Below are 19,179 nucleotides of genomic sequence, written 5' to 3'. Positions count from 1 at the left end.
TTGAAATTGATTACCGGATTTTTTATGGGTTTACTTTACCGTGATATGAATGCACTTTGTTTGACCTTCCAAAAGAACGTAACATTTGCCTTCATCCTGCATTTTAATTAATACGCGCAGTAATACATTTCGAAGACGGTAGGAATAAACGGGTTTACTATTCCCTTTCTCAAAAAAACGCGTTTGTGAAATATCAAAGGTTCGGCCGTAATAATGCGATGATTTATTTGGCGTAGCGTTTACATTGCTTCTACGCAGCGATTTTTGATCTGCCAGAGTTCGTAATATGGAGGTAACTGAAAACCGATACTTTCTCATTCCCAATTCTTCCAGATAGTCGCAAAACCTTTCGCCAAGCAAGTCTAAAAATTCTACTGCCGGCTCCTGCAGGTAAGGCAGTGAATTAGTTAAATGCGGTATTTCATAGAATTCGTTATCGCTTATTTTTTCGAGATCATAGCGATCCCCAAAATCGTCAGGGTTTTCTTTGTATTCGGCTTTCGAAACTAAAGGTTTTTCCAATCCCTTTTCCTGAGCCAGATCAAGATGATAAGTATTGTTATAGCGGCGCAAGGCTCTGCTTTCATCTTTTGTTAGCACGGGAACAGATACCTGAGCTTCTGTTTTACCTTTAGGGCGTAAGCTTTTGGCAATAAATAGTAACAATATAATGCCTGTTGCCAGCACAGCAAGTAGCAACACTTTACGAACTTTAGGTTTTAATTTTCTTTTAGTCATCTCTTGGTTTTACGCTCACAAAGCTAAAAAAAACAAACTTTATTTAATTTACGTACAGTCCTTTATTTTGCTTTATGAGTACTATAAGCCGACTATTTTTTTAATGAAGGTTTATGTGTTTAATTTTTAATGTTTAGGGATAAGGACAGTTTGCAGGAATAGCGCTTGTTGTGGATAGTTCCATTTCGGGAACTACAATTACTCTTGAAAGATTACAGAAACGTGCTTATGAATCGATGCTCGGTATTCACAAACAAATCACGCCTAACAGACGTGATTCTTTATTCCCATAACTTAACGAACCGCTCAGTACGTGACTCTTACGCTGGTTGGTGTGAGAGATTTTCCGCTAGGCTAATAACCTGGTGGCTTGCTGCTTGGTTGGCAGCAGTACTTATTCAAATCTGATAAACATCTTGTCAAAATTAATAATCATTGTGTCGAATTTTTGAATTAAGTCCTGTCCAATATTTCCATAAACAGTCTCACTTTCTTTTATTTTTTCTTTTAACAAATTTATATTCTCAAGTTTTACTTGCTCTCCTCCAATATTTAAGATGTAATCAATATTGTACCCGTCAAATTCCTTTCTTCCGCCTGCACCTCCAAAACTGATTTTTTCAGCTTGATATTTTTCATCTATTTCCTTTTGATTCTCCGTATAAAATATTTCATATAAAATGGTTTGGTCAGCACCCGTATCAAAAGTAAAATGTTTGTCGTTGATATAGATTAATGGAGTTAATCCATTCATTGCCATATTAGAACTTTCCGAAGAGGTAGACTCTACAAGTGGAACGATAAAGTTGCCGTTTTGGGTTATCCGGATTTCCTTCAGTGCTTCAATCACAGGAAAACCTAATATACCATATATCTGATAATTAATTTGGGGGAAAGAAAGTGCTTCATCCGGTAAAACCAGAAAAATTACATTAAATAGGGCAATATTCCCCATTGTTAACTTGTTACATACGGCTAGCTTTGCCAAAACTTTATCTCCTGTGATTGTCCCGACTTTTATATCAACAGGAATTATCTTCATATTTAGCTGTTTTGCAACCGACAGAGATGTGGTTGATAAATTAGCTCCTGTATCAAAAATAAAATTAAGAGAATCGTTATCAGCAAACATTTTTAACGTATTCAAGCCTGCAATATCTTTCTCCATTTTAATGTTTGTCATTTTTTTAACATCAACTTTTTGTGCGGGAGCGTTTTCTAATGCAGTCCATATTTTAAGACTATTTTCATAGTCGTCTGTTTGCTCATTGTCTAAATACTTTTTATAATCATTCAATATGGTTAGAATCGTATTTTTTGCTTCCTTATAATTATATAGTTTCAAGGCATTGTCGTACTTTGTTTCATACAATTTAAATTGAAGTGAATCTGGAATAGAATTCTCATTTTTTATTAAATCCTCAATAGTTTGTTCTGATGCACCAAGTTTGTTAAAAGCGTTGTCTAAAACTGCTACTATAAATTTTTGATAAGGCTTTGACAAAGCATTTTTGTTTAATTCAAACTGTTTTTTGGCTTTGAAAAAATTATTTTGCTCAGTTAATTCATAAATCTCATTAAATACAGTTTCATTATTTCTAACACAAGCATTTAAGCTCAATAAAATCCATAAAAGGATTAAGATTTCTTTTAATTGTTTCATTTCCTCATTCTATTTAAGTTTCTGTATCATCGGTATTGCTGCCAAACGATAAATTGTTTGTTGTTGTTGCGGAATTCGAAGAGCATCAGTATCCGGCAGGAGATGACGGTCGGGAAAGGAGCGGAGACAACGCACCGCACGAACTCCGCAATGCAATTTGCAATTTGTTTGTGCCTTGAATGATAAATTTAGTAAAAGTTCTTTTATAATGTTAAGTTTTGTAAAAGAAAGCCTGGAGGGAGCAAGTCCCTTATGCACTGGGGTGACTCCCGGAAGCATTAGTTATCGGAAGTTTTTAACCCGGACTTAGCTTCAATTCACCGGGAAAATACTCCATGGGCTGCTTCTGTTGATTTTCTTTGCAAAAATTGTTTCTCGAATTGTCAGGATTGACTTAACTTGATGGAATCATTCGCGAATCGAAAAAAAACTTGTCATGAAGGAGCCCATTGTTTGCGATTACCTGATCATTGGTGCCGGAATCGTTGGTTTAAGCCTGGCTTACGAGCTAACAAACCGCTTTCCCGAAAAACACATTGTCCTTATCGAGAAGGAGGACCGGGTGGCCTGTCATGCAAGTGGTCGCAACAGCGGGGTGTTGCATGCCGGGTTCTACTACTCTTCCGATTCCCTGAAAGCCCGCCTGTGTGTGGAGGGCAATCGCCTGATGAAGGAATTTTGCAGTGAGCATGAGATTGCGGTGAAACGCTGCGGAAAGGTTGTGGTTGCGGCAAATGAGGCTGAACTGAAAGGTTTGCACGAGTTGGAGCGGCGCGGAAAAAGAAATGGTGTGGAGGTCAGCTTGATCGGTACCGATGAACTTGCACGCATCGAGCCCAATGCAAAAACGCACAAACAAGCGCTCTACTCGCCCACCACCGCGAGCGTTGATCCGGTTTTGGTGTGCGAAAAGCTGAGCGAGGTGTTGCAGAAGAAAGGGGTGCGCATTCATTTTGCTGTGCGGTACCTGAGGCGAAAAGGCGATTTGATACTTACCAATCGTTCGGCCTACCAAACGAAACGACTCATCAACGCAGCGGGTTTGTATGCCGATAAAATTGCCCGCGATTTTGGCTTTTCAAAACACCGGGTGATTCTCCCCTTTAAGGGAATTTATCTGCAATACAACGGAAACGATTTGCCCTGCCAAACTCACATCTATCCGGTACCAAATCTACTGAATCCCTTTTTGGGCGTACACTACACCCTTACCGTACACAACCGGGTGAATCTGGGCCCAACTTCCATTCCTGCCTTTTGGAGGGAAAACTACAGCGGTTTCGAAGGTTTCAAATGGGGAGAATTCCTGCAAATACTTTACTACGAAGCCAAATTGTTCCTGTTCAATTCGTTCAATTTCAGAAAACTGGCCATCCACGAAATCAGAAAATACAACCGAAAGCATTTTGTTGGTCTGGCCAAAGATCTCACGCACAGCTGCAAGGCAAATGCTTTCAACGAATGGCTGGCTCCAGGCATCAGGGCTCAACTGCTGAACACCGAAACCCTGAAACTGGAGATGGATTTTCTGCTCGAAGGCGATGAACATTCACTGCACATCCTGAATGCGGTTTCGCCCGCTTTCACCTGCAGCTTTGCCTTTGCACGTTACATCATCAGTGAAAAACTGGCGTAAAAAAATGAGGCTGTCCAAAGAGTAAAATTTTAGGATCATTGTGAGCTTGGCGAAAAATCTTTATTCCTTGAACAACAGATGTTTCGGTTTCATTATTTTTTGTGTGTTTTCGTCTTCCGTACTCACTCAAATACCTCTTTTGTTTCTCTTCGTTGTTCCAGAAGGCGTATTTACCGTAAGTGCGGATTTCGCCGACCAATTGTTTCAGGTAAGTGTAGGCTCTGCCACGCATGAGCTTTTCCGGTCTTTTTTTGCAAAAATACCAGCAGGTAATATCAATAAACTCTATTTCATTTTGTTTCAATAAAAATTCTGACCAAGGTCAGTCAGTCTAAAAACTTATAAAATAGCTCAATTAAGATTCAAATACAGCGGTTTTCATCCCATACATATGAAATTGAAACGGGGCGGAAGCTTTCTTCAATTTGATTGTATCATGAGTTGAGAATCAAAAGTGAGACTTACCGGTGTTCTGCGCGATTTAAAATTTCACAATAAAAGTCAGCACACAATTCAAGATTTGGCAATATTGCTCAATCCTAAAATACGTGGCTGGTTAAATTATTATGGAAGAATTCATCGACGGTGCATGAAACCCGTGTTTTATTACCTACATCATCGTCTGATAAAGTGGATATTGAACAAATACAAAGGCTTTAAGCGTAGCAAGGTGAAAGCTGTGAGATGGTTAAGGCGTATCTGTAATTGTTATCCCAATCTATTTTATCATTGGACATTAGGCTATCAGTTAACCTAAAATTGAATTGACTGCATAATAAGAGCCGTATGAATTGAGAGATTTATTGCCTGTCCCGATTTTTTTCGGGATACGGTTCTGTGAGAAGTTAGGGGTGAAATTCCCCTAGCTTACTCGACTACCAAACGTATTTTATATAGTTATTTTTAAATAAACCCTAATTGCTTCATTACGGTTATTCTATCGAAAATCTGGGCGTGTCAATTAATCAGGTCGTCTTTGAAAATGATAAATTGTTATTTCTTATTGGCAACAAATATAAGTGTCAACAAGTCAATGTGTTAATGGTTATAACTGCATTGTTTATATTCTAATAATTATTCACGAATTTGATATTCACTAAAACTGTGTAGCAAATTCATAAAACATATCTGGCCACGACATTGATCCGGGAGTAAAACCATATTCAAATCCCAGTCTTATTATAATAAGCTTCTTTTGTGGACAGATATAAACATATTCACCCTTGTTTCCCATGCCAAAAAAATCATTGGCATTTTCCTGTCCTTCACGAAATTTTCCCCACCAGAGATAGTGGTAATATGTATTATTTTCTAAAAGATAATCGTAATATCCCTTTGGTTTTTCTTGTGGTTGCGTTGCTTTTTGCACCCAGCTTTCAGGTATTACTTGTATACCCTTGTATTTTCCCTTATTAAGCAAAAGCAACCCAAATCGTGCATAATCATAAGCATTGCAGTTTATTCCACTTTCCATTTTCTCAAAACCATGTTCGTCAAGGCTCCAACTTGCATTACTTCCTCCCATTTTTTTCCATAATTTTCTTTCTGCATATTTAGCAACTGACTTGCCAGTAGTTCGTTCCAAAATCATACCCAGTAATAAAGGGTTATAATTATTGTAAAGCCAATGTTTTCCTGGTTGCTCCGAGATGCGGACATGATCAAGAGTGGTTTTCCTTAAATCAGGAGCTACATAGGTAAACTCATCATCAGAAGGAAAACCATCATGTGAATAAGCAAGTCCTGAACTCATACTTAACAAATCTTTTATAGTGATTCTTGAAAAAAGGGTATCTTTTTTCATCAATTCAGGCAGATATTCTGTTATTTTATCATCTTCGCTTTTTATATATCCATCTGAAATAGCCAACCCTACCAGTGTACTAACAAACGATTTGGCCACCGAAAATGATGTGAATATGGAATCTTTATTAAAACCATTAAAATAGTCTTCGAATATAACGGTGTCATTTCGCAATACAATAAATGCTGTAGTCTGGGACCTTTCTAACATGGTTTCGAAGTTTATATTTGTATTTAATTTTTTGAAATACGAGGTGTTTTCAAATATTCTCTTAACCCTTTCTGTTTGCATGTTGTAATGTAGCATCCGCGGATGCTCAGCCCCACTAATATCCCTCTTCTTGAATATTAAATAGTCCATTACTGAGGCATCCCCGCCCTGGCATCTTCCCAACAAGGTGTTAACATCAATTTTTGATTTTTTATAAGTTAATCTGTCTGAAATATTTACTCCTGACAAATTTTGAGGATGTGTTTGGTTTATTCCATGTAGAACTATGGTTTTATACTTTCCTATATTCTTGGTCGGCGGCCATTGAACCATTTGGTTGTTTTGCTTATCGTTTCTGATAAATTGTATGGCCATTGTCACACTATCCTTGTTCCACCTTATGGGCAGATTCTCAAGTGGAATTTTCATTTCAACAGTATATGCATCTTGATTTACTTCAACTGCAGAAGTCCATTTTGAGGAAAAAGAAAATGACAAATCCCTTGTTGGCGGGTTTAAAGCACCATCCAATTCATTGCCGGCAGCATCTACAAGAAATGCATATGCATTGATTCCATCATCATAAGTATCAACACAAAATGCAACCCAGTCATTGGTCAACATTAATCCGTTGTCCTTATCCAAATGCTCTTTGTTTAATTTAGAAGTGTCGTTTATGTGACACCTGGAAGCAACATACAGATTATCTGAATCATAAGTAAAAAGAACTTCTGTATTTTCATATTTACCATTTTCATCAAATAATTCATTTATGGATATTGTTTTTTGCCAAATAGTTTCATTTAATTTTCCATCAATAATAATTTCACTCTCAGCTATAAAAGGTTTCAGTATGTCTGCGTCAGTCGATTTGTTTTGAGTAAAAGCATTTATTGAAATAAAGGTTAACCATATTTGTAGGTAAATTGAATTCAGTTTATTCATAATTAAAAAGGATTTAATTGTGCATAGTTTTTTCTAACGGGCTTTTGAGTAATGAATTAATTCATTGACATAAACACCATAACCATCATTATTTACATGCTTTATATATGTTTTTAATTCAGGGGAATACCACCACATATCCGACATCTCCCCTTTATAACCTCTTGAATTAGTTACCATTCCCTTGTATTCTATTTTGTAAGCCATGAAATTTCCTGCTTCAACATTTAATTCTTCAAAGGAAACAACTTCAACATCCTGACTCGTTTTTCCTTTGGTACCTTCATCATTTTCCCATTCTGATTCATATTTCCATTTCTTTCCTACGAATAAAGGCCAGCTACGAAAGGGAGTGTTGCTCTGTTTTTGGTCTAAAGTAGTCGAAATCCGGACGGTATCAACACCATTCCACAATCCTAAAACTCCATTATAGTCGACCACTTCCTGTAAATCTTCTCCTTGCGCACGTACCTCACCTTCTACAGTACGTTTCCAATTCCAGACCCATTTTTCTCCACTTTGATAATCATTTAAACTTGGTTTGTTTGTTGTTGAAGGTGAACAGCTAACAAGCAACAATAGCAATGCTGTTATTTGAAATATTACTTTTTTTATCATGGCAGTAATTTTAATTGATGTTAACATTCGTTGAAACTTATGATAATGCTCTACTTGCCGGTTTTAATCTTCATTATAAATGGGAATATTTATTTTGCTGTTGGAACTAATCTTTAAAAGCAAGGGATCATTGGCGTCTTCAATCGATTCTGTGCTGACATCCTTGCCTGTTCCGTAATTAATTTGAGCGTCAGGATTTTTATTACCATTGAAAATAACAATAAGTCGACTTCCTTTTGATATTTCTTTACTGACAATTCTTGTGTTGTCAAATGTGATTGTTGTCTCTTTATTGAGAGTTAGAAGCACCCTTGCTTCCCTACTTTTTGAATAACTGGCCCTACCGATATAATAACTCAGTTGAAAATACCTGCCTTCTGGTGTTAACTCATACAAATTAACCGAGTAGTCAAAATCCTTTTTATTGGCTGAAATTTCTAAATTACCTGAAAAAGATCCATTGATGATTTTTCCTTTTTGGAACGGTTCACTGATAAAAACAAGACCATCATTTAAAAGGATACTATCTTTTATAACCGGCCAGGGATAATAGTACGCATTATTCATTTTTGTTCTGTCAGCGAAATCAACTTCAAGTTTTAGATATTCTTTTTTTGGTTTCTTGCTAAGCAAAGTGTAATGACCGTTTGATTTATAGCCGCCTAAATAAAAAGTACAGGTTTCATTACTCATTGCTGAAACCGACGGCTTATGCATCCATTTATTCATACCCATTACCTGAAAATTTACTTTGTCTTTCAAGATTTCAGGCTTTCCCTTCCCTTTGAGAATGCAATCGAACCAGTCGAAGATCAATTGATTCTGGATATCTATCTGCGCAGCTTTATCGAGCTGATAACCTCGCAGATTGGCACTGGGAGTTGATTGTGCTCCCCAATGATCGTAGGGTCCTATCAATAAATAGTGCTCTGCGTTGGGATTGTATTTTAAATGCTGATTAAAGTAATACATGGCACCCCTTTGTCCGTCATCATAATAACCAGTGATACTTAGAATTGGGATATCAATATGCGCAAATTCATCTTTATAGGGAATCATGCTTTGCCAGTAACTGTCATAGCTGGGGTGGCTGATCCACTCGTGAAATAAAGGATTGGGTGTTCCATCAATGGAATCCATTTTGTTATAAGGTGCACCAGATTTAAACCATGTGTTTTGAAGATTATTCCACCTTTGATAATCGGTATTGTACAAATAGTTGTTTTCTGTGACATAGGAGATCCACTTATAGGAAAAGTTGTAGAAGATATTATTCTCCATCGGTACATCAATTCCCGGAGCAGCCGAAACACAAGGCACAATTGTTTTTAATGCCGGATGTACGCTATCTTTCATCGATGCCCACTGAGCAAAACCATTGTAACTACCTCCGAACATTCCAACTTTCCTATTATTCCAGGGCTGTTTACTAATCCAATCAATCGCTGCATACACATCATTGTGTTCATGCTTGTAAGGTTCAATAGCTTCATTACTCAGGCCCTTACCTCTGGAAGTAGCTAAAACCCCAACATAACCTTTAGATGCAGGTATTAAGGCTTGATTAATATTGGATGAATCCGCATAAATGGTAAAAGTCAGGATGGCAGGAAGTGGGCCGGTTCCTCTTTTGCGAACCACTGTAAGCGAAATTTCAGCGCTATCTATGGGGGAAACGATCACTTTTTGTTCGATATGATATCTTCTTTTTTGTTCCCTTTTTATCTCCCCGAAGACAATAGGCTCGGTATGATGAAACACCTGGTAAAGGAAATAGGATCGCAACAGCGTTAAAGCTTCCTCCTGAGTGATCCCTGGTGCTGAAGCTTTGTCATAGTTTTCCTTAAATCGGTTCGTAAATTGAGCAACCTGATCATAAGTTGTCAATACAATATTGACCGAAGAGAGCTGCTGATCACTACAGTTCTGCAAATAATCAGACAATACCTTTCGGTAAGTGGTTTCAAAAGGGATTTGCTTCGCTGACTCCTCAATTTTTGCCATAGCAAATAGCTCATAAGGAAGCTTGTCGGGGTGACCGTTTTGAACGGAAACATCTTTTCTGGTCGATTGAATAGTTTGGATGGCGCGCTCATACTGACCCGCCAGAATTTCTATTAAGAAAAGGTCGTTTGATTCGATTTTCAGGCCTCTGATTTTACTTTGCTTTAAATAATCTGTTGCCAGATTTTGCATTGCCTTTGTCAAAGATACGGTGTCGGAGAACGCTGCTTTTTCAAATTTTATTGACTGACCTTTAAGTGTTATGCTAAGGTTTACTAAAATCAATAATATCAGTAAATTTTTCATTTGTTGTAATTATTATACACTGATTCCCGTGTAGTAAAGGATATTAATTCCGGTTTTACTTCCTTTAATAAATTCTGTTTATTGTTGAAGCAAAAGTAACAACAATCTTCTGCATAAATATTCGGGATTATAATTACGAACCAAAAAGTCTGATTTCATATTTTGATGGAAGAAATGCACAACTATCATAGAAATTTTCATTGGTGTTAGCGGTCCGGGTTTTCTTGTTTCTTATTTTCTAAGCTCATAAATAACTCCTTCGTATCCGTCAAAGTCAAAAGTTACTAAAGAATATTCCATTTAATGTTTTCTTATTTCCATTTAATATTTAGTTCTAATAGTATTTGTATTCTGTATCACTATTGTATGCGCCATTCGCAATGGCTTTAATTTTAGTTGGATAATTTAGAGTATCATATGTAAATACATTCTCAAGAAGAAATTTATAGGGTGCAGGACTTGTTTTTTCCTCTATACTAATAATATTGTTTTTTAGATATGGAAACCTAAAATCATCACCAGAAGCACTTAGGTTACTCATTCCTAGAGCTGCCGAATCACTAAAAAAGTCTATAAAACGGACAAGGTAAGCTGATTTTAATTGACCATAGAAAGGATTTGGATTTTGATCATATTTTATCTCATATGCATTCAATAATGAATCATTTGAATCATAGTCTTTAGCATTGGTTAAATTGCCGTCCGAGTCATAATCGAAGGTAGAATAAGAATCGACTCTAGATAGTTTGCTAATCAAATTTGCCGCATTTAGCTCTAAAGTAATTTCTTGATTGGCAGACATAAATTTTCCTTTTGCCAAAATGGTTTGTCCATTGTGCGTTAAAACATAAGAATGAGAACCGCCCTCGGCTTCAAAAGAAATTATTTCTCCGGCTGAATTATAGGTATAGAAATCTCTATACATTTCACTTACATTATTATTGCATTGATATTCGAAAATGTACTCTTCATCATATGCAGATGTAAATTCTCTTTCCGTTGCCAAAAGATTGAATTCATTGTATGTAAATTCAGAGGTACGAACTGCAGATTGATTATTCACTGGAGTCCGGTTCATTTTCTTAATGTATCTGCCAAGAGTTATAGTATAATTATCTCCAACACAGGTATCCTCTTCTGCGATCGGATCATTTTGTGTACAAGAAATGAAAAAGCTACTGGTTAACAATAGTATCAGCAAAATTGATGTTTGTTTGAAATTCATTTTTAAAATTTTAGAAAGCTTAATTGTTTTGAATATTATTTATGTTTCAACTTCTGTTTTACTATTTCTAAATCTTTCTGAAATAATTCGAGATCCCTATCTTCATTTCCAATGGCAATATCAACCGCTTTTTGATAGTTCTTAACGGAAGCTTCTAAATCACCATTTATCATTAGTAATTCAGCATAACTATCAAATGAATATTTCAGTCGTTCTTTAAATTCAGCATTATTCAACGTTTTGCCCTCCCATGGATCAGCATAGTCAACATGAATGGGATATTCGTTGTGGACAGACCTTTTCGACTTTGTTAAAGCCTTGCATATTCCATACTTCTAAAATAAACTCACGTAAAAATTTCTCTTTATTAATTTTCATTATTATTCTTAATTAAAACTATACAATGTATTTGTCGGGTTTCTTATACTACTCCTATTTTTCCAGAGTCAGCTGCCAATCGATATCAAATCTTTCTTTCAGGTATACACTTAAAGGCTCAAGTCCAATTTCCGCTCTTCGTATATCTACATGTTCAGGATCTTCAATTGGCTGAGGCACACGCGTATTTTCTTCAAATTTTAGTTGGGTTCCATAGATTTGCTCTTTTCCTTCTTCCACCAACAACCTATCCCGCATTTTAGCGTACCGCAAAGGTTGTGCCTCACCCTTTTTAAAGGCTTCTTCAAGCATTGGGAAATATTTTTTACGAACTTCGTAAGAGGAATGGTTGATAATCAAAGCAGCCCCGGCAGCTGCATATTCAGTAACCTCTGATGCAGTCGGCCATCCATATTTATCAATAAGATTTGGCAACATCTCCTCATTTTCTTTCTTGTTCTTTTCCTCCATGGCAAGTACAGGAAAAATAGCAGGTGTGCTAAAATAACCGCCGTTTTGCATATATTTTCTTCTTTCGATATTTCCAGCATACATCAATCCCTGATCTTTAATAATCATTCGGAAAAGTGCCCTGGCAAATGCTTCATTTCTTATAGCACCATTTTTAGCTTCATATTTTCTAATTTGAGCATCGTTAATCTTCTCCCACCTTGGGTCATCAGTTAAACTTAAGAACTCAGGATTGTATAGTGCCTCTAATGTTGAATCATCCTGGAGTGCATGATTAAGAAAATAGAAAGCAGTATCTCTCATATGAGAAGTCCACAAAAGTGCGGATGTTGAAGCTAATTTATATGATATTTCAGCAGTAGGATTCTGCATCATTGCTCCTCCGTATTCCATTATTGCAGGCATAAGAAGCCCTATGTTTTTTAGGCTGTCTCCTTTAGTTATATGGTCTTGTCCGTAGCTTGTCTGGAAAAGGACAAGAATTAAACAAAATGTGATTGTTTTTTTCATAATTGATTGATTTTAAAATTTATAAACTATAATTAATCTAATACTTTAAGTTTCTCTGTTGCCCAATTATTTTGAGGTTTTAGTTGTAAAGATTTTTTGTAATACACAATTGCAGAATCCACTTCATCAGCTAAGGAGAAAGCCTCAGCTAGATTGTTGTATGCATTCCACGATCCAGGGTGAGTTTTAAGGTTCAGTTCAAATAATTTCTTTGCATCGTCTATTTTTCCTCCGTTCAGATAGGCATATCCTTTATCCATTAAGAAGCGCTCACTAAACGGATGAATTGAGTCATTTCTTACTTCATAGTACTCACTAATTGCTTCGGTTACTCCTTTCTGGTTGACTTTCTTATGAAAATCATTAAATTTTATACAATCTGCTACATGCCACAAATCATAAGCGCTGAATAGTTCGTTTGAGTTTCCACAATGTACAATAATGATTTCTTTATCAGGAATCACATAAATAGCTTGTCCGAGGTTTCCATTGGCAAAAAACTGAAATGTAGAATCGCATTCCGTATGCCCCCACCACTGATAACTGTAATAGGTGTGATTGCAATTTTCACCACCCAACCACACGGGATAAATATTACGTGGAATACTGGCATTTTCCTTTGTTGATTTATTTACCCAGTTCTGTGATATAATTTGCTCACCATTCCAGTTACCACCTTTAAGGTATAAACGTCCAAAGCGTGCATAGTCTATGGCTCTTGCAATCAAACGACTAGGCATGTATTCAAATCCGGATTCTTTACTGTCAATAGAGAAAAGTGCACTGTATTTCATCATTTTAGTCCAAAGCTTTTCCTGTAGATATTCCGAAACAGTTTTGCCTGTGGCTCGTTCAATAATTAATCCCAAATAACTTGTGTTATAATTGCAGTACTGAAATGTTTTACCTGGTTCTTTAGCAATGTCAATTTTTTCCAGTAATAATTTTCTGACCTTTGGGTGATAATATCCAACAGCTTCGTCGTGCCAAGGCAGATGTATATGAGTTCCTGGAAAATAGCCTTCATAATATTTCAAACCAGAGCGCATTTCGAGCAGGTTACGAATGGATATTTTTTCAAATCTGGGATCTCTGTCTTTTAACTCAGGTATATATTTAGTCATGGAATCGTCCAAGCCTGAAATCAGTCCATCATTTATGGCGGCACCTATCAAAAATGAGATAAAAGATTTGGCCATTGACTGCGAATGAAAATAAGATTCTCGTGCAAAACCATTGAAATATTTTTCATACAGAATGGTATCCTTTCGGATAAATATCAATGCAGTAGTTTTGGATTTTTTAGCCCATTCATCAATGCTATTGAACTTTGACTGCAAAACCCTATCGGAAAATAATGATTCTACATAAGATTCATCCAGATTCTTTTCAAATTCAAATGTATTTCCAGATCCTTTAATTTTGCGGTTTTCAAAATTTTGATAATCATATACATCAGCCACATTCATGGTTAGCAATCGATAAATATATACCGGAGAATATTTTGCAGAAAGCACAATTAGTACAAGTAAAAGCAAAGCCAGTGGTATGATTAGTATAATTTTGAGTGTTTTCTTCATGATAATACAATTTTAATTTATGGCCGGCTTTGCATTTTTCAAATGCATATATATCAGCCAAACAGCCAATAACATCTCACCCAGAGCCATTGGTAAGGCTAATTCATTTTCTAAAATTTGAACCGTTTGCACATCCAATAATGAGCTATTCTTTACAATATTGATTTCGCTATAAATGACACCTCCAAGGTATAGTAAGTAGCCTATGAATTTGGGGACATGCACCGACTTTATCGACAAATAACCTAAACCCATCAAGTGCAGACCAAAAAGAATAAGTCCAAATGACCATATTTGTTCAAAAAACCCCAATAATTCGGTAATATCATTTGCAAAAACAGTTGGTTGTTCAATGAAACGAATAGCTGCCAGTTGATACACTGCCAAAATCAAAAATACGGTATAAATCAAACGTATACCAGCAGTTATCATCGATATTTTTCGATTAGTAGATATAAAAAATGTACAAAGTGAGAAGGCTACAATTAAATCGGTACTAATAATTACGATCCATCCTGCTATTCCGGCTAACAACAATTCACTATTGTCAGCCAGATTTTGAGCGGTTTCCAATGGCGTTTTTGCCATCAGGCTAGTGTAAACAAATCCATATGAGAATCCTGATGCTATTGCCATTATAATAAGAGAAATGCCAGCAATTAATCCTGCTTTTTTTCTTTTTTATTCATGTCGCCTGTATTTATGATTCAACAATAATTACAACATTTCCTTTTTTATGCCCTGTTGCAATATACTGATGAGCATGAGCTACCTTCTCAAGAGGAAACTGACGATCAATAACTGTTTTAAGTTTTCCGGATTTAAAAATCTCCAACAATTCTAAAAGCAATGCACGAAGTTCGTCCTTTGATTTTAAGCCTGATGCGCCAAATTTTGCTTTTCTGCTGCCAAGTATTGAAGTACGAATCATTTGTAGAAGTAATGAAGATTTTAGTACCGGTGAGATGTAAACTCCTTTATTCGTTAATATGCGTTTAGATTTCCCGAACGAACTACATCCAATGGTATCATAAATTATGTCGTATCGATTTTCTGATTTTGTAAAATCATTGTTTGTATAATCGATGGTATGGTCGGCTCCTAAGGATTTTACCAGCCTCACATTTGCAGTGCTGCAAACAGTTGTTACTTCAGCTCCAAAATATTTTGCCAGTTGAACAGCTGCTATTCCCAGACTTCCAGAAGCTCCGTTAATCAGAACTTTTTGTCCGGGTTTAACATTCCCTATTTCTTTAAGGAAATTAATGGAGGTCAGGTGGCCATCACAAAATGGAGCTGCATCGGTATAAGATAAATTCTCTGGTTTATGAAGAATTACACCATCTTCCGGAACAGTTACATATTCGGCATTTGTACTAAACCCTAATGTAGTCTCACCAAAGACAGCATCTCCTATAGTGAACTTTAGAACACTTGAACCTACTTCAACTACCTCTCCTGCAAATCCGGTTCCCGGAATAGAATATTTTGGTTTTCTGATTCCTAAAAACAAACGGCTAAAATAGGGTTTCCCAGAGAGCATCATAACATCAGCTCTGGTAGCTGAACATGCATGAACTTTTACCAGAACTTTGTTTTCTGTTGGTTTTGGAATTGCAATATTTTTTAATTTTAATACATCATGATTACCGTATCCCTCAGCTATAATTGCTTTCATTGTATCTGCTTCCATAATTTTTACTCCAAAAAAAATTTTCTAAAGCAAATCTACGCGCAAGCAATGGTTAAGAAGTTCTGAAAAACTAAAAATGAATTCGGATTTATAAATGCGAACTGTTTTTTTCTTGATCTAAGTTTTTCAGATACTCTAAAGGCGTTATTCCTAACTCTTTTTTGAAGAAGGTATTAAAAACGGTTTTCGAATTGAAACCGCTTTCATAAGCAAGTCCGATAATGGAAATATGTGCGTTTTCAGGATTTTTTGCCAGTTCTTTAAAATGTTCCAAACGGTAATAGTTTATAAATTCGTTGAACTTTTTCCCAACATATTCATTCAACAACCACGAAAGTTGATTTGGGTGAATCTCAACTTGATTGGCTAAATCCCGCAAGGAAACAGATGGGTTTAAATATGGTTTTTCAGTTTGTGTAAAATCAACCACTTTATTGGCAAATTCAGTTGCCGTTTTTTTATTGAGTAAGGGCTTTTTTTTCGTTACTACTTTTGGGAGAGGTAGGTGTCCGTACAATTTTTTGTGATAACGTACATACCGTTTATCGTCTACCAAACCATTTACAAGCGGATCGGAATAACTTAAAAGCAATACCGAAGATTTCATTTTTAACGAACGTTCCAATAAGTCAAATGCTTTATCAAACATTTGAAGATTTGCATAAGCCAGAAACAGATATGAATGAGCCTGGAATGCTGCTGGATTTTCAGCTTCTTTCTCTAACTTTTTTAATTGAACTTTAGCATTCGTTTTGTCACCTTTTAAAATATTGGTTAGACAAACTATTCCCAGTTGTTCATGCGGAATTAATATGTCTTTGGGTATATCTTCAATTTTTTGTAGCAATTCATCATACCTTTTTTGAAAGATCATGCAATAGGAATGAACTACAAAAGCAGGAATATTTTTGGGATTTTTCTGCAATAATTCCTGAAAAATTATCATTGCCTTTTCAAATTCTCTGGTTCGATAATGATAATAAGCTTTATAAAAAAGTGTTTCCTGATTTAAAGGATCTATACCTAATGCAAATTGCAAATGATGTTCTGCCTTTTTTATTTCACCGGAAAGAAGGTAGAGAAAGGCTATAAATTGCTGTGCTTCAGGGTAACTTGGTCTTAGTTGTAAGGATTTCAATATATGCTTTTGTGCATCCGCAAAATTACAGTCAGTAAAAAACGAAAGATTGGCCAATAGATAATGTACACCAGCATTTTGTTGATTCAATTCATAGGCTTTGTAGGTGTATTCAACTGTCTTTTTCCATGCTTTTTCAGGTTGCATAAATTGAGTTGTGGCCATAAAGCTGTATGCATCAGCAAGTCCGACATAGGCGTCTGTATAATCTGGATCAAATTCAATGGCCCGATTAAACATCTCAATAGAAGTCTTTACATCCACGGGGTTCCACTTATTGAAATGATATCTTGCCTTCAAATAATAATTGTAAGCATCCAGGTTAACGGTTTTACTTTCTATTAAATGTTCTTTAATTTCCAGATGTCCCAGCTCCTCCCGGAGCTTGTCCGCAATTATAAGGCTGATTTCATCCTGAATTTCCAGGATATTTTCCAGCTTTCTGTTCCATGATTCCGACCAAAAATGAAAATCATTTGCAGCCAGAATCAACTGAGCCGTTATTCTCACTTTATTACCTGCAATACGAACGCTTCCCTCAAGAATGACTTCAGCATTTAGTTGATCTGCAATTTGCTTTAGCGTATACTCTTTGTTCTTAAAATAGAATGAAGATGTTCGGGAAATGACTTTTAATTGTTCGATTTTGGCTAGTGCATTGATAATTTCTTCAGTAATTCCATCACAAAAATATTCATTCTCAACGTTTGCACTAATATTTATAAATGGAAGTACTGCTATGGTTTTATCTTTTAGGTTTGTTTCCTTCATAGACTCAATATTTTAGTAGGAGACATATATGTTTTTTACCGCGTGTGTGTGCCCCTGCATGAGCATGACCACACCCACCGAAAGGTCATTGAAAATGTTAAATATACAAATGGTTCTGTGAGAAGTTAGGGGTGAAATTCCCCTAGCTTACTCGACTGTGTGTAATGTATTTACTCAAAATTAGTATTTGCATAATCATTGAAACTCTCAAATTCCTTTGGGAAAGTATTGTTGACAAATTCATATTCCCAAAGCTCCATATATCTAATACCTATTGTTTGTGCTTGTTCAAAAATAGTTGTGTAGTCGTTATTTTCAAATCTTGAAGGTTGGTCTGATCTCCCGATTGCTTGTGAATAAATATCTCCGGGGAAATCAATTAAAGCATTTACTAAATTAGGCTGATATATGTTTTTTCCAGAAATCCACCACATTGCAGCACCAACTCTATGATTTAAAGAAGGCTCATTCCACAAGTCTGTCATTATTCGATTAGGAATTGAGGTATCTTCCATTATGTCGTGGACTTCAACAGCTATTGCCTTTTTTGTAAAAGCATCTGCAAATATTCTGGCTGTTTCTTTTACACCATTAACCCAATTATCTGAAGTTAGTCCAGCATCTAAAAGTTCATCTGTTGTTACACCATTAAAATGACCTTCTATACCATTTGCCGTCATTTGTGGAACATATACTAAAACCAAATCTTCATCTTCATTATATTCATTCGAAAGTGCTTCCGCAAGTAGTGTTAGTCTTTCATTAACTCTAGTGTCCCAAATTTTAGGGATTCGTTTTACTGTATTATTGATTCCCATTATTTCAAAATAATCAGCTCTAATAGATTCTGTCAACCATAAAGGACTATCTCCACCAGCCAGAATACCAAGACTCCACTTTAAATTTCGCCCTTTAATAATTTCACGAAATTGCTCTATGCTTGAAAAGTCATAAATCCCTTTAGTTGGTTCTATTTCGCTCCATTTTACTCGAATTAACGAACCATTAACTTGGTTATTATCTAAAGCAGTTTTATTTCCAAAAGAACTAGTATAAAGTCCTTTAGGCTTTGTAATTTCTGCAGTAATATTTGAATTTTCAAGAATAGAGTTATTATCATCTGAATTACAAGAAAATAAAAATAATATTATAAGAAAAGTTAAGTTGTATTTACACATGTTTCGTGTTTAAATTAGTTGTTTAGTTTTAGAGTTCAAAAACAACTTAAGGTTTAATCAGCATTACATACAACGAGCACATGTATGAAATCGTTGGGGATTGCGGGCTTCGTCACTGTCTGCCGACACAAAAGCTGATGCGGGGTAGAAAGCTCCAATTAACCACTTAGCCCCCAATGTTTTATACATGATGTGTGAGCCCTGCATGAGCATGACCACACCCACCGAAAGGTCATTGAAAATGTTAAATATACAAATGGTTTTGTGAGAAGTTAGGGGTGAATTGAAAATCGACGAAGTCAAATTCCCCT

16 protein-coding genes are annotated in these 19,179 nt (G+C 35.9%); 2 read left to right on the top strand and 14 right to left on the bottom strand.

Annotation, left to right across the window (positions count from 1 at the left end):
- Nucleotides 1-30: 30 nt before the first annotated feature.
- Both ACY0M5_RS01965 and ACY0M5_RS01960 read right to left on the bottom strand, forming a co-directional pair.
- On the bottom strand, nucleotides 31-738 hold the full coding sequence (locus ACY0M5_RS01965; RefSeq protein WP_461630638.1) for a DUF5715 family protein: 708 nt from the start codon (nucleotides 736-738) through the stop codon (nucleotides 31-33).
- A gap of 394 nt (nucleotides 739-1,132) precedes the next feature.
- Nucleotides 1,133-2,401: a retropepsin-like aspartic protease gene (locus tag ACY0M5_RS01960; protein ID WP_461630637.1), complete on the bottom strand. Its 1,269-nt coding sequence runs from the start codon at nucleotides 2,399-2,401 to the stop codon at nucleotides 1,133-1,135.
- 436 nt (nucleotides 2,402-2,837) lie between these two features.
- Between ACY0M5_RS01960 and lhgO the strand changes: the two genes are divergently transcribed.
- Nucleotides 2,838-4,037 carry an L-2-hydroxyglutarate oxidase gene (gene lhgO, locus ACY0M5_RS01955; protein WP_461630636.1) on the top strand — a complete coding sequence of 400 codons (1,200 nt, stop codon included), beginning with the start codon at nucleotides 2,838-2,840 and terminating at the stop codon, nucleotides 4,035-4,037.
- Here the strand turns inward: lhgO and ACY0M5_RS01950 are convergent.
- Nucleotides 4,018-4,341 carry a hypothetical protein gene (locus ACY0M5_RS01950; protein ID WP_461630635.1) on the bottom strand — a complete coding sequence of 108 codons (324 nt, stop codon included), beginning with the start codon at nucleotides 4,339-4,341 and terminating at the stop codon, nucleotides 4,018-4,020. The genes lhgO and ACY0M5_RS01950 overlap by 20 nt on opposite strands.
- 150 nt (nucleotides 4,342-4,491) lie before the next feature.
- On the opposite strand from ACY0M5_RS01950, the gene ACY0M5_RS01945 reads away from it, so the two are divergent.
- Nucleotides 4,492-4,794 carry a group II intron maturase-specific domain-containing protein gene (locus ACY0M5_RS01945; RefSeq protein WP_461630634.1) on the top strand — a complete coding sequence of 101 codons (303 nt, stop codon included), beginning with the start codon at nucleotides 4,492-4,494 and terminating at the stop codon, nucleotides 4,792-4,794.
- A gap of 339 nt (nucleotides 4,795-5,133) precedes the next feature.
- Here the strand turns inward: ACY0M5_RS01945 and ACY0M5_RS01940 are convergent, their stop codons facing one another.
- From ACY0M5_RS01940 to ACY0M5_RS01890, 11 genes are all read right to left on the bottom strand, one after another.
- Entirely contained in the window at nucleotides 5,134-6,996 is a 1,863-nt protein-coding gene (locus ACY0M5_RS01940) for a serine hydrolase (protein ID WP_461630633.1), read from the bottom strand.
- Nucleotides 6,997-7,029: 33 nt separating this feature from the next.
- Complete coding sequence (locus ACY0M5_RS01935) at nucleotides 7,030-7,614, bottom strand: hypothetical protein (protein WP_461630632.1); 585 nt, start codon at nucleotides 7,612-7,614, stop codon at nucleotides 7,030-7,032.
- Between the two features lie 63 nt (nucleotides 7,615-7,677).
- Nucleotides 7,678-9,924 (bottom strand): CocE/NonD family hydrolase, encoded by a 2,247-nt coding sequence (locus ACY0M5_RS01930; RefSeq protein ID WP_461630631.1) that lies wholly within the window; start codon nucleotides 9,922-9,924, stop codon nucleotides 7,678-7,680.
- 334 nt (nucleotides 9,925-10,258) lie between these two features.
- Nucleotides 10,259-11,149, bottom strand: a complete 891-nt coding sequence (locus ACY0M5_RS01925) for a hypothetical protein (RefSeq protein WP_124994556.1) — start codon at nucleotides 11,147-11,149, stop codon at nucleotides 10,259-10,261.
- 35 nt (nucleotides 11,150-11,184) lie between these two features.
- Entirely contained in the window at nucleotides 11,185-11,385 is a 201-nt protein-coding gene (locus ACY0M5_RS01920) for a hypothetical protein (protein WP_461630630.1), read from the bottom strand.
- A gap of 196 nt (nucleotides 11,386-11,581) precedes the next feature.
- Complete coding sequence (locus ACY0M5_RS01915) at nucleotides 11,582-12,508, bottom strand: DUF6624 domain-containing protein (RefSeq protein ID WP_461630629.1); 927 nt, start codon at nucleotides 12,506-12,508, stop codon at nucleotides 11,582-11,584.
- 32 nt (nucleotides 12,509-12,540) lie between these two features.
- The gene (locus ACY0M5_RS01910; RefSeq protein WP_461630628.1) at nucleotides 12,541-14,088 is read right to left on the bottom strand and encodes a serine hydrolase; all 1,548 of its coding nucleotides are present in this window, start codon (nucleotides 14,086-14,088) and stop codon (nucleotides 12,541-12,543) included.
- A 12-nt stretch (nucleotides 14,089-14,100) separates the two neighbouring features.
- Complete coding sequence (locus tag ACY0M5_RS01905) at nucleotides 14,101-14,739, bottom strand: DUF4386 domain-containing protein (protein ID WP_461631701.1); 639 nt, start codon at nucleotides 14,737-14,739, stop codon at nucleotides 14,101-14,103.
- A 49-nt stretch (nucleotides 14,740-14,788) separates the two neighbouring features.
- Nucleotides 14,789-15,781: an NAD(P)-dependent alcohol dehydrogenase gene (locus ACY0M5_RS01900; protein ID WP_461630627.1), complete on the bottom strand. Its 993-nt coding sequence runs from the start codon at nucleotides 15,779-15,781 to the stop codon at nucleotides 14,789-14,791.
- Nucleotides 15,782-15,869: 88 nt separating this feature from the next.
- Nucleotides 15,870-17,690: a helix-turn-helix domain-containing protein gene (locus ACY0M5_RS01895; RefSeq protein ID WP_461630626.1), complete on the bottom strand. Its 1,821-nt coding sequence runs from the start codon at nucleotides 17,688-17,690 to the stop codon at nucleotides 15,870-15,872.
- A gap of 170 nt (nucleotides 17,691-17,860) precedes the next feature.
- Nucleotides 17,861-18,868, bottom strand: coding sequence for a hypothetical protein (locus ACY0M5_RS01890; RefSeq protein ID WP_461630625.1), 1,008 nt, complete (start codon nucleotides 18,866-18,868; stop codon nucleotides 17,861-17,863).
- Nucleotides 18,869-19,179 lie beyond the last annotated feature (311 nt).

This window comes from Labilibaculum euxinicum (assembly GCF_963678175.1).
Lineage (GTDB): Bacteria > Bacteroidota > Bacteroidia > Bacteroidales > Marinifilaceae > Labilibaculum > Labilibaculum euxinus.
The sequence above is the reverse complement of the archived record's forward strand: the minus strand, read 5'-3'. Positions and strand labels throughout refer to the sequence as shown.

What these genes read in the sequence shown, in the direction of transcription:
- ACY0M5_RS01960 (WP_461630637.1), bottom strand. Translation starts at nt 2,401, where the DNA reads ATGAAACAATTAAAAGAAATCTTAATCCTTTTATGGATTTTATTGAGC.
- ACY0M5_RS01940 (WP_461630633.1), bottom strand. Translation starts at nt 6,996, where the DNA reads ATGAATAAACTGAATTCAATTTACCTACAAATATGGTTAACCTTTATT.
- ACY0M5_RS01965 (WP_461630638.1), bottom strand. Translation starts at nt 738, where the DNA reads ATGACTAAAAGAAAATTAAAACCTAAAGTTCGTAAAGTGTTGCTACTT.
- ACY0M5_RS01900 (WP_461630627.1), bottom strand. Translation starts at nt 15,781, where the DNA reads ATGGAAGCAGATACAATGAAAGCAATTATAGCTGAGGGATACGGTAAT.
- ACY0M5_RS01895 (WP_461630626.1), bottom strand. Translation starts at nt 17,690, where the DNA reads ATGAAGGAAACAAACCTAAAAGATAAAACCATAGCAGTACTTCCATTT.
- ACY0M5_RS01930 (WP_461630631.1), bottom strand. Translation starts at nt 9,924, where the DNA reads ATGAAAAATTTACTGATATTATTGATTTTAGTAAACCTTAGCATAACA.
- lhgO (WP_461630636.1), top strand. Translation starts at nt 2,838, where the DNA reads ATGAAGGAGCCCATTGTTTGCGATTACCTGATCATTGGTGCCGGAATC.
- ACY0M5_RS01890 (WP_461630625.1), bottom strand. Translation starts at nt 18,868, where the DNA reads ATGTGTAAATACAACTTAACTTTTCTTATAATATTATTTTTATTTTCT.
- ACY0M5_RS01910 (WP_461630628.1), bottom strand. Translation starts at nt 14,088, where the DNA reads ATGAAGAAAACACTCAAAATTATACTAATCATACCACTGGCTTTGCTT.
- ACY0M5_RS01915 (WP_461630629.1), bottom strand. Translation starts at nt 12,508, where the DNA reads ATGAAAAAAACAATCACATTTTGTTTAATTCTTGTCCTTTTCCAGACA.
- ACY0M5_RS01935 (WP_461630632.1), bottom strand. Translation starts at nt 7,614, where the DNA reads ATGATAAAAAAAGTAATATTTCAAATAACAGCATTGCTATTGTTGCTT.
- ACY0M5_RS01925 (WP_124994556.1), bottom strand. Translation starts at nt 11,149, where the DNA reads ATGAATTTCAAACAAACATCAATTTTGCTGATACTATTGTTAACCAGT.